The sequence below is a fragment of the Micromonospora maritima genome, from assembly GCF_902825405.1.
Lineage (GTDB): Bacteria > Actinomycetota > Actinomycetes > Mycobacteriales > Micromonosporaceae > Micromonospora > Micromonospora maritima.
This window is the reverse complement of the sequence record NZ_CADEAU010000309.1, coordinates 1-6,563: the sequence shown is the minus strand read 5'-3', so window position 1 is coordinate 6,563 and position 6,563 is coordinate 1. Positions and strand designations below refer to the sequence as shown.

Annotated in this window: 9 protein-coding genes; 3 read left to right on the top strand and 6 right to left on the bottom strand. The window is 73.9% G+C overall.

Going from position 1 to position 6,563, the window contains the following annotated elements; all coding sequences use genetic code 11:
• The 6 genes from HUW36_RS22755 to HUW36_RS22735 form a co-directional block, all read right to left on the bottom strand.
• Window positions 1–623, bottom strand: a 623-nt coding sequence (locus HUW36_RS22755) for a hypothetical protein (protein ID WP_174530038.1), incomplete at its 3' end; no start/stop codon positions are given.
• 119 nt (window positions 624–742) lie between these two features.
• Window positions 743–1,066, bottom strand: a complete 324-nt coding sequence (locus HUW36_RS22750; RefSeq protein WP_174530037.1) for a DUF1416 domain-containing protein — start codon at window positions 1,064–1,066, stop codon at window positions 743–745.
• Window position 1,067: 1 nt separating this feature from the next.
• Window positions 1,068–1,916 carry a sulfurtransferase gene (locus tag HUW36_RS22745; RefSeq protein ID WP_174530036.1) on the bottom strand — a complete coding sequence of 283 codons (849 nt, stop codon included), beginning with the start codon at window positions 1,914–1,916 and terminating at the stop codon, window positions 1,068–1,070.
• A gap of 196 nt (window positions 1,917–2,112) precedes the next feature.
• Window positions 2,113–2,190: an Ms5788A family Cys-rich leader peptide gene (locus HUW36_RS35010; RefSeq protein ID WP_310503780.1), complete on the bottom strand. Its 78-nt coding sequence runs from the start codon at window positions 2,188–2,190 to the stop codon at window positions 2,113–2,115.
• Window positions 2,191–2,251: 61 nt separating this feature from the next.
• A complete protein-coding gene (locus tag HUW36_RS22740; protein ID WP_425487256.1) occupies window positions 2,252–2,983 on the bottom strand; it encodes an LmeA family phospholipid-binding protein in 732 nt (243 codons plus the stop codon).
• A 133-nt stretch (window positions 2,984–3,116) separates the two neighbouring features.
• Complete coding sequence (locus HUW36_RS22735) at window positions 3,117–4,166, bottom strand: hypothetical protein (protein ID WP_174530034.1); 1,050 nt, start codon at window positions 4,164–4,166, stop codon at window positions 3,117–3,119.
• Between the two features lie 246 nt (window positions 4,167–4,412).
• On the opposite strand from HUW36_RS22735, the gene HUW36_RS22730 reads away from it, so the two are divergent.
• From HUW36_RS22730 to HUW36_RS22720, 3 genes are all read left to right on the top strand, one after another.
• Window positions 4,413–5,132 (top strand): winged helix-turn-helix transcriptional regulator, encoded by a 720-nt coding sequence (locus HUW36_RS22730; protein WP_217428853.1) that lies wholly within the window; start codon window positions 4,413–4,415, stop codon window positions 5,130–5,132.
• 144 nt (window positions 5,133–5,276) lie between these two features.
• Window positions 5,277–6,143 carry a polysaccharide deacetylase family protein gene (locus tag HUW36_RS22725; protein WP_174530032.1) on the top strand — a complete coding sequence of 289 codons (867 nt, stop codon included), beginning with the start codon at window positions 5,277–5,279 and terminating at the stop codon, window positions 6,141–6,143.
• A 67-nt stretch (window positions 6,144–6,210) separates the two neighbouring features.
• Window positions 6,211–6,563: GNAT family N-acetyltransferase (locus HUW36_RS22720; RefSeq protein WP_174530031.1), on the top strand; the 353-nt coding region annotated here is incomplete at its 3' end.

Here is a 6,563-nt window from a genome sequence, read left to right as displayed (position 1 = left end):
AGTCGAACGCGCCGGCGATCGTCTTCGTCGACGAGATCGCCGCGGTCGGCCGGCACCGCGGCGTCGGCGGCGGGAGCGCGGTAGCCCTCGCCGACCGGCCGGCAGCCGGTGGCCGCCGTCAGCAGCACCCGACCCGGCCCACCGGCCCGGCCCTCGACCGCGACGAACTCCCCGGCGTCGGCGCGCAGCAGCGGTTCGCCGTCGAGCGTCGACACACCGGCACGCCACTGCGCCGGCAGCCGGTCGGCCACCCGGCGCAGCACCTCGCGGACGTCCACGTCGCCGGTCGCCACCTCGATGCCGCGTTCCAGGGAGGCGCCGTCGTCCAGCGGGGTCACCCGGCAGCCCCGGTCGAGCCGGTCCGGCAGGAGCGCCGGGACGCCGTCCGTTCCGACCGCGGCGGTCAGCGCACCGACCGCCCGGTCCACCACCGGGCCGGCCTGGTGCAGCGTGCGCTGCTCCTTGACCGTGGGCGGGTCGTTGCGTACCGACCACCAGGTCAGCCCGGCGAGCAGCACGGCCCACACCACCGTGGCGGCCACCAGCCAGCGTTGCCGACGCCGGCCGGCGGCAGGCCGGTCGGGAGGGGTGGGCGGGGCGTATCCCGCCTGGACGGCACTCACCGCGCCATGGTGTCACGTGCCGACGACCGGGCCGCCCGCGACCGGGCACCCACCGGCCCCGGAACGGCTCGTGGCCCGTCACCCCCCGGCGGGGTGACGGGCCACGGTCAGAGCGTGGGTCAGGCGGCGACCGCGACGGTCACCTCGTTGATCCCCCGGGCCGCGGTCACGGCGGTGTCGCCGTTGCCGTGGCGGGAGAGCGCCCGCAGCGTCCACGAGCCCGGCGCGGCGAAGAACCGGAACTGGCCGGCGGCCGAGGTCACCACCTCGGCGGTGAACTCACCCGTCGAGTCGAGCAGCCGGACGTACGCGCCCGGCACGACCTCGCCGGACTCGGCCAGCACCCGGCCGGTGATGACTGTCTCCTTCTCCAGGTCCAGGCTGGCCGGGAGGGGGGCGGCCTGGTCCGGCGCGGCGCAGCCGGCAGCGGTGGGAGCGGTCATGTCAGGCCTCCCCGGGCTCGTCGCCGAGCGCCACCGGCACGCCGACGAGCGAGCCGTACTCGGTCCAGGAACCGTCGTAGTTCTTCACGTTGCGGTGCCCGAGCAGCTCCTGGAGCACGAACCAGGTGTGCGAGGACCGCTCGCCGATGCGGCAGTAGGCGATGGTCTCCTTGCCGTCGTCCAGCCCGGCGTCGGCGTAGATCTTGCGCAGCTCGTCGTCGGACTTGAACGTGCCGTCCTCGTTCGCCGCCTTGGACCACGGCACGCTGATCGCGGTCGGCACGTGGCCGGCCCGCTGCGCCTGCTCCTGCGGGAGGTGGGCCGGGGCGAGCAGCCGGCCGGCGTACTCGTCGGGGCTGCGCACGTCGACCAGGTTCTTGGTGCCGATCGCGTCGACCACCTCGTCGCGGAACGCGCGGATCGAGGTGTCCGGCGCCTGCGCGACGTACTGCGTCGCCGGGCGGGTCACCGCGTCGGAGACCAGCGGGCGGGCGTCCAGCTCCCACTTCTTGCGGCCGCCGTCGAGCAGCTTGACGTCGCGGTGGCCGTAGAGCTTGAAGTACCAGTACGCGTACGCGGCGAACCAGTTGTTGTTGCCGCCGTAGAGGATGACGGTGTCGTCGTTGGCGATGCCCCGCTCGGAGAGCAGCGCGGCGAACTGCTCCTGGTTGACGAAGTCCCGCCGGACCTGGTCCTGGAGGTCGGCCTTCCAGTCCAGCTTGATCGCGCCGGCGATGTGGCCGGTGTCGTAGGCCGAGGTGTCCTCGTCGACCTCGACGAAGACGACGCCCGGGGCGTCGAGGTTCTTCTCGGCCCACTCGGCCGAGACGAGTGCGGTGTCGCGACTCATCAGATCACTCCCTGGTGAGGATGGGTGGTGAGCCTGCGCGCGGAGATCGAAGTCGGTGGCTGTCGCACCACGCGCGGGACCCAGAGTTAGGAACGGATCACGGGTACGTGCGACGGCGCCGCTGCCGGGCGTTCAGGGGGTGTTGCGGACCCTTGGTGCCGATTGGTCGCTCAGGCGACCGGAGACAGCCCCGCCGTCAGATGACGGGGCGACACAGGCAGGTGGCCACGCGGCACAGGTCGACCGCGCGCCGTTTGGTGAGGTGGGTCCCCATGGGGAGGGAGACTACCAGCCGACCCGGCCGTGGGGCACCGGGCCGACCAGCATCCGGGACGTCAGCGGGCGGCGTTGATCGGGACGTCCTTCGCGTCCGCGTCCACCATCAGGCCCTCCGGCGTCGGCTGCACCTTTCGGACGTTGAGCTGGAACGGCAGCTCCGGCAACGGCACGTCGATCGAGATGCCCTTGGCGTAGTTGGCCAGCAGGCTCCGCGCCAGCGGCAGGTTCGGCAGCCCTTCGGCGTTGAGGTCGTTGAAGCGCAGCGCCACCTTGCCGTCGGTCACTGCCACGTCGGCCGTGCCGTTGACGGTCAGCTTGACGCCGAGGATGTCCACCGGGGCGGTGACCGCGAGCCTGCCGTCGCGCTCGCCCAGCGTCAGCCCGGGCCGGTCCAGCAGCTTGGCCAGGCTGTCGTAGGTGACCGTGCCCCGGCCGTCGACGCTCTCCGCCACCACGTCGCCCTGGCCGGAACGGAGCGTGTCCAGCGACGCGGTCACGTTGCGGGCGTCCACGTCCAGCCGCGGCACGCTGACCGCGTCGCCCTGGACGTTGCCCTGCACGTCGGTCAGCTGGATCGAGATGCGCTCGTACTTGCCGGCCAGCACCTGGTTGAGGAACGGGAAGCCGCCGACCTCGACCCGGGGCGCGGCGGACTGCGCGTCCTGCTTCGCGACCTCCTGGCGCACCTGGTCGGCGATCGCCCGCTCGGCCACCCCGGCGGCCACCCGGTCGGCGACGACGAGCAGCCCGACCAGCACGAGCAGCAGGACGACGAAACCGATGAGCATCTTCCGGCCCCGCCGGCGGGGCCGGCCTTCCGCCGGGTACGCCTCTGCCACGCCGCCTCCAGTCCTCGCCGCCGTCACCGCGCCTCGCGGCGCAACCGTACTTACCCGAGGCGAATCCTCCCCAACCGCGGGCTCAGAGGAAGAGCACGCACATCGCGTACGCAGCAGGTGCGGCCAGCGCGAAGCCGCCCAGCGGCCCCTGCATGTGCCGGGCCACCCACATGGTCGGCGGCTCACCGGCCATCAGCCGACCCGCCTCGGCGTAGCCCACGGCGAGGTCGGCCAGCACGGCGGTGGCCGCGGTGACCACCCCGACCAGGGCGGCGCTGGTCGGGGTGAACCCGACCAGGTAGCTGCCGAGCACGGCGCTGGTCAGCGTGCCGAGCATGGCGCCCGCCACCACGCCGGCCGCGCCGCGGGGCACCTGCGGGGCGAGCCGGGGCCACGGGGCGACCGCGTCGGTCAACCGGGCCACCAGCAGCGCCACCCCGGCGGCGGTGAGGCAGACCGTGATGGCCTGGGTGCCCTTGGGGATGCGACTGAGCACGATCAGCGTGCCGAAGGCGACCACGCCGACCACGATGAGCAGGGTGCCGCCCAGCGACTCGGTGACCCGGGCCCGGTCGACCCGGCGGACGAGCTGGCCCAGCACGCCGAGCAGCAGCCCGGCGGCGGCGGCGTAGCCGAGCGGCGCCAGGCCGGCGATGTCCGACCGGACGGCGGCGACGTCCGCGATCGTCGCCGCGCCGACGCTGACCAGCGCGACGACCAGCAGCGCGGGCGGTCGCATGGCCATCGTCCAGGCGAGCACGTAGAGCATCTGGACGCCGAAGATGATGACCGCGAAGGGCAGCCGGTGCCCGGGACCGGAGGTCTGCGCCCCGAGGACCAGCCCCACGCCGAGCAGCGCGGCGAAGCCCGCCACGGTCAGCGCCAGCGGTCGGCGGAACGGAACCGGCGGGGCCTCCTCCTCGGGAGCCTCGTCGGACTCGTCGTCGGGGCGCCGGCCGGGTCCGCCCTTGCGGAGCCGGCGCGGGCCCTTGCGCTCCGGTCGCTCACCCTCCTCCCCACCCGGCCCGGTACGCGGGGCGGGCGGGTAGCCACGGGCGGGGCCGGACGGCCCGGGCGGCGGTTCGTCGGCCCACGGTTCACGACCGCTGTCGCGCGAGGTGGAGGGAAACACGCCCCGATCGTGCCAGACCCGGGCGGTCCGGCGGAGGTCACGGTTTCGGCAACGTTAAAACCTGCGCCGCGATCAAGGGCAGATGGGGCAAACGGGAAAGGACGCGAAGGTGACGGGCGGACGATCGGTTACGCTCATCCCGTTACCCCGCCCGTCAGCGACGCCGGGACCCACGCAAGTTCACAGCGCCGCCCCCACCCGGGCGTGCCGCTGGTCGCGTGCGGCCGAAGGGCCGCCGGGACGGAGGTGATCGTGGAGCTCCTGCTGCTCGTGACCGCACGGGCGGGTGAGCCGTCGGCGGTGTTGCCGGCACTCGACCTGCTGCCGCACTCGGTCCGCACCGCACCCCGCGACGTCCGCACGTTGGTCTCCGGCCCGACCCCGGACGCCGTCCTGGTGGACGCCCGCTCCGAGTTGAGCGAGGCGCGGGCCACCTGCCGGATGCTGCACGCCACCGGGCTCGGCGTGCCGCTGGTCGCGGTGGTCACCGAGGCCGGGCTGATCGCGCTCAACGCCGACTGGGGCGTGGACGACGTGATCCTCGCCGCGGCCGGCCCGGCCGAGGTGGAGGCACGGCTGCGGCTCGCGGTCGGCCGGTTGAGCAACGCCACCGCCGGCGCCGGCGGCTCGATCCGGGCCGGCGAGCTGAACATCGACCCGGACACCTACGCCGCGAAGCTGAAGGGCCGCCCGCTCGACCTCACCTACAAGGAGTTCGAGCTGTTGAAGTTCCTCGCCCAGCACCCGGGGCGGGTCTTCACCCGGGACCAGCTGCTCCGCGAGGTCTGGGGCTACGACTACTTCGGCGGGACGCGCACGGTGGACGTGCACGTCCGGCGTCTGCGCGCCAAGCTCGGCTCCGAGTACGAGTCGATGATCGGTACGGTCCGGCAGGTCGGGTACAAGTTCGTGGTGCCGCCGTCGCGGTCGCTGCCGGAGTCGGAGCCCGCCCCGCTCCCGGTCTGAACCGTTCCCCCGACCGGGGGCCACTTTAGTCGATTGCCCTTTTTGCCCCATCAGTCAGCCATATCCTGACTGCCGGATTTGCCGGTTAGAGGGGGCGATGGTGCGCGCGCTGACCACGGGGGCGACGAACGGCAGGTACCACTGATGTCGGGCGCGACCGTGCGCGCGACAGGCATCGTGACCGTGGTGCTCGCCGGTCTGCTGGCCTCGGCCTTCGTGCTGGGTCGCAGCCTGGTGCCGGAGCAGCGACCGACGAACACGGGACTGGCCGGCTCCACCGCCGGCCCGCACTACGCCGACCAGCCACCGAGCACCGAGTTCCCCGCCGCCCCGGCACCCGGGCGACCGCTGCCCGACGCGTCGCCGGACGCCGAGCCGAGCGCCCCGGAGGGTGGCGACGACGGCCCGGGCCCGTTCGGCGTCCGGACCGCCACCGGCTCCGCCCGCGTCGCGCTGACCTTCGACGACGGCCCGGACCCCCGGTGGACCCCGCAGGTCCTCGCCCTGCTGAGCCAGTACGGGGTGAGGGCCACGTTCTGCGTCGTCGGCGAGAACGTGGAGAGCCACCCGGACCTGGTCCGGTCGATCGTGGCCGAGGGGCACACCGTCTGCAACCACTCCTGGCAGCACGACGTCAACCTGGGCAAGCGGTCCCCCGAGGCGATCCGCGCCGACCTGCTGCGCACCAACGACGCGATCCTCGCCGCCGCGCCCGACGCCCACATCGCGTACTACCGCCAGCCGGGCGGCGCCTGGACCGCCCCCGTGGTGTCGGTCTGCGCGGAACTGGGCCTCACCCCGCTGCACTGGAACGTCGACCCGTCGGACTGGAAGGCCCCGGGCGCGACCACCATCGAGACGACCGTGCGGACGCAGACCGGCCCCGGGGCGATCGTGCTCATGCACGACGCGGGCGGCGACCGCTCCGGCACGGTTGACGCGTTGCAGCGCCTGCTGCCCGAACTGCTGGCCCGGTTCGAGCTGGAACAGATGCCCGTCGACGCCCCGTGACGAGCGCCACCGCCACCCGTTCCGCTCCGGCGCGAACGGCGGCCCGACGGCCGCTACCGTGACACGGATGAGCAGCACCGAGCCGACGAGCGACGCAGGGCGGGACGCGGCCGAGGTCACCCGCGTGGACCGCTTGACGCCGGACCAGATCACCGAGGTGCTGGCGTTGGCCCGCGCCGCCGGCGACGCCGACGGCGCCGACCCGCTCGACGAGCACACGCTGCTGCGGCTGCGCGACCCGGACGCCCCGGCCGTGCACCTCACCGCCCGGACGCCCGACGGCACCCTGGCCGGATACGCGCACCTCGACACCACCGCCCCGGGCGACGGCGTCGGGGTGGAACTGGTCGTACATCCCGCGTACCGGCGCCGGGGCACGGGTCGGGCACTCGCCCGGGCCGTGCTCGCCGCCGCCACCGG

Excerpts from the sequence above, each read along its gene's own strand:
- HUW36_RS22725 (WP_174530032.1), top strand. The coding sequence starts at position 5,277 with ATGTCGGGCGCGACCGTGCGCGCGACAGGCATCGTGACCGTGGTGCTC.
- HUW36_RS22750 (WP_174530037.1), bottom strand. The coding sequence starts at position 1,066 with ATGACCGCTCCCACCGCTGCCGGCTGCGCCGCGCCGGACCAGGCCGCC.
- HUW36_RS22745 (WP_174530036.1), bottom strand. The coding sequence starts at position 1,916 with ATGAGTCGCGACACCGCACTCGTCTCGGCCGAGTGGGCCGAGAAGAAC.
- HUW36_RS22740 (WP_425487256.1), bottom strand. The coding sequence starts at position 2,983 with ATGCTCATCGGTTTCGTCGTCCTGCTGCTCGTGCTGGTCGGGCTGCTC.
- HUW36_RS35010 (WP_310503780.1), bottom strand. The coding sequence starts at position 2,190 with ATGGGGACCCACCTCACCAAACGGCGCGCGGTCGACCTGTGCCGCGTG.